This is a genomic window from Sphingomonas sp. CCH9-F2, from assembly GCF_001556735.1.
In the GTDB taxonomy this organism is placed as follows: domain Bacteria; phylum Pseudomonadota; class Alphaproteobacteria; order Sphingomonadales; family Sphingomonadaceae; genus Sphingomonas; species Sphingomonas ginsenosidimutans.
The window spans coordinates 1-1,724 of the sequence record NZ_LSJO01000251.1 but is presented as its reverse complement, the minus strand read 5'-3'; the positions used below and the strand labels follow the sequence as shown (position 1 = coordinate 1,724).

Annotated in this window: 2 protein-coding genes and 1 pseudogene; 1 reads left to right on the top strand and 2 read right to left on the bottom strand. The window is 62.4% G+C overall.

Annotated features, from left to right (window positions below; all coding sequences use genetic code 11):
* Positions 1-195: 195 nt before the first annotated feature.
* The gene (locus tag AX685_RS07475) at positions 196-885 is read left to right on the top strand and encodes a DUF2231 domain-containing protein (protein ID WP_231738671.1); all 690 of its coding nucleotides are present in this window, start codon (positions 196-198) and stop codon (positions 883-885) included.
* A 179-nt stretch (positions 886-1,064) separates the two neighbouring features.
* On the opposite strand, the pseudogene AX685_RS23075 reads toward AX685_RS07475, so the two are convergent.
* Both AX685_RS23075 and AX685_RS07470 read right to left on the bottom strand, forming a co-directional pair.
* Positions 1,065-1,190, bottom strand: a pseudogene (locus AX685_RS23075) (DUF305 domain-containing protein); the annotation flags it as partial.
* Between the two features lie 24 nt (positions 1,191-1,214).
* Positions 1,215-1,724 (bottom strand): FAD-dependent oxidoreductase (locus AX685_RS07470; RefSeq protein WP_197418523.1); only part of this gene is annotated, 510 nt, incomplete at its 5' end.

Here is a 1,724-nt window from a genome sequence, read left to right as displayed (position 1 = left end):
CCGCCACGGCAGCTGATCGGCGATTTTTCTGGTTAGGGCCGGCAGGACGCGCCTGCCGCTGCCAGCGTGACTCCTCCATCCAGTTCGCGTCGAAGCAGACGAAAAGTCTCACGGAAAGAGCTAATGGGCGGGTGAGGGGAGAAGGCCGGGCGTGCGTAAACGGGAATGGATGAACACGGATCAAGGGGTCAGGTGATGGGCGGCAAACGAGGCGGGACCTTCGCTATACTTCTTGCGGTTGCAATATCAGTCAGCACGTCGGCATCGGCGCACGAAGATCACAATGCGCTCGGGGCGGGTCCCGGGCCGGTCGCTAACAGCGCAGCCGAGACGCAGAAAGCAGATGGGGCGGACGCTGGCGACGGCCACATGGGCATGGGCTCTATGTCGACTGTGGACATGAACATGGGCGGCATGCACGAGGAGACCGCCAACAAGAACAAGAGTTTCGGCGAACGGCTTGTGAGCTGGCTGGGCCGGCTGCACACCATGGTCATTCATTTTCCCATCGCCATGTTCATCGGCGCGTTCGGGTTAGAGCTGTTCGGGTTATGGCGCCGCAACCGGGACTATCAGCATGTCGCACACATAATGCTGGTGGTCGGCGCGCTGGGAGCGATCGCAGCGGCGTTCCTGGGCTGGTTCGCAGGCGGGTTCTACCTGACCGACCGCAACCCTATCCTGATGACGCATCGCTGGCTCGGAACATCGATCGCGGTCTTCGGCGTCGTGCTGGCTTGGATGGCAGCCCGCCACCGCAAGGGTCCCGAGCGGTCGCGGTCGTTGTATTGGGTGGTGCTTGGCCTGATGACGCTCGCGATCTCAATTCAGGGGTTCCTCGGCGGAACCTTCATGCATGGCGGAATAAACCACTTGGCGTTCTGAGGGGCCCGACGCTTAGTAGCCGCTCGCGTGTTGGCGCGGTTCGAAGGAGAATGCGGCAGCGCCGACCTTCGTGCCGTAGGATGCCGCCAGCGATCCCGGCTCCGCTCGGGCGTGTCGAGGAACCCCGACCCTGATAATAGCACACTGTCTCGATGCACTCGCGCGCGAGCCACGGGATCGTGGTACGGGATCATCGAACGGAGAAAGGCCGTGTCGCCGATCGTCGTGTGGATACGAATAAGCGCGAAGCAGCCGAAGAAGATGACAAGCGAGCCGGCGATCAGCGCTTTGTTGGCGGTGTTCGCTCGTCGCACCGCCAATGGCTCCCGCTACGTCGGCGGTACGCTCCGAGCGGAATACAGCCCGGCGAGGGCGGATGACAATCCACTGTCGCGGTCGCGCAACAGGTTATGAATTGCGGTCGCAGCGATCGCCGCTTGTCCGGCTGCGACGCTGATCTGATCGAGCCCTTCCACGACGTCGCCGACTGCGTAGAGACCCTTAACCGAGGTTTGTTGGTGGGCATTGGTTAGCACGCACCCGGATTCGCTGAGCTGTGCTCCGAGCAAAGAGGCAAGCCGCGTCCGAGGTGATGAGCCGAGTGCGGGGTAAAGCGTGTCGAATTGTAGCTCCAAGCCATTGGCCAGCCTCACCTCGACACACTCGCCAAGACGCAACTGCCCGACAGGCGAGGGGGCGACATCAATGCCCTGCTGGTCCAGCTTGGCAAGTTCGGTCGGCCCAAGATCGAGCGAGCGTTCGGCCAGAAGCGTGACCTTGGCCCCATAAGCCCTCAGGAATTCGGCTTCTTCAGCACCATGACCATCGCCGCCGAGCAC